Origin of the sequence: Micromonospora sp. Mcm103 (assembly GCF_024519755.1) — a bacterium.
In the GTDB taxonomy this organism is placed as follows: Bacteria; Actinomycetota; Actinomycetes; order Mycobacteriales; family Micromonosporaceae; genus Micromonospora; species Micromonospora aurantiaca.
Genome location: NZ_JALJRJ010000057.1, coordinates 1 through 884, shown reverse-complemented (window position 1 = coordinate 884; position 884 = coordinate 1). Strand labels below are relative to the sequence as shown.

Annotated in this window: 1 protein-coding gene; it reads right to left on the bottom strand. The window is 66.7% G+C overall.

The window, feature by feature from the left end:
- Nucleotides 1–884 (bottom strand): ABC transporter ATP-binding protein (locus tag OC439_RS30150; RefSeq protein WP_262016381.1); only part of this gene is annotated, 884 nt, incomplete at both ends.

Here is an 884-nt window from a genome sequence, read left to right as displayed (position 1 = left end):
CGCCGTTCACGTCGGCCCACCGGCACCGCGGATGAAACGCACACCCCGACGGCAGATTGATCAACGACGGCGGGTTACCCGGGATCGGCAACAGGTCCGCATCGGCGTCACCGTGCAACGACGGCACACTCGACAACAACCCCCACGTGTACGGATGCTGCGGCGCCCGCAACACCCGCTCCACACTCCCGTGCTCCACCGCCCGACCCGCATACATCACCAACACGTCATCAGCCACCTGGCTGACCACACCCAGATCGTGGGTGATCAACACGATCGCCGACCGGAACTCCTCCTGCAGATCCGCCAGGAGGTCCAGGATCTGCGCCTGCACCGTCACATCCAACGCCGTGGTCGGCTCGTCGGCGATCAGCAGATCCGGATCGTTCACCAACGCCATCGCGATCATCGCCCGCTGCCGCATCCCACCCGAGAACTCGTGCGGGTACTGGTCGAACCGCTTCGCGGGCTGCGGGATACCGACCCGGCCCAACATGTCCACCGCCCGGCTGCGGGCCTCGCGTCTGCCGGCCTTCGGATGATGCACCCGATACGCCTCAGCGATCTGCCTGCCCACCGAGTAGTACGGATGCAACGCCGACAACGGATCCTGAAAGACCATCGCCATGTCCCGGCCCCGCAGCCGCCGCACCTCCTCCTCACCCAACCCCACCAGCTGACGCCCACCCACCGAGATCTCCCCCGAAATGGCCGTCCGCTTCGCGTTGTGCAAACCCAGGATCGCCAGCGAGGTGACGCTCTTACCGGAACCGGACTCCCCCACGATCCCCAACGTGCGACCCCGCTCCACCGCGAACGACACACCGTCCACGGCCCGCACCACACCGTCCTCGGTGTCGAACCGCACCCGCAGATCCCTGACC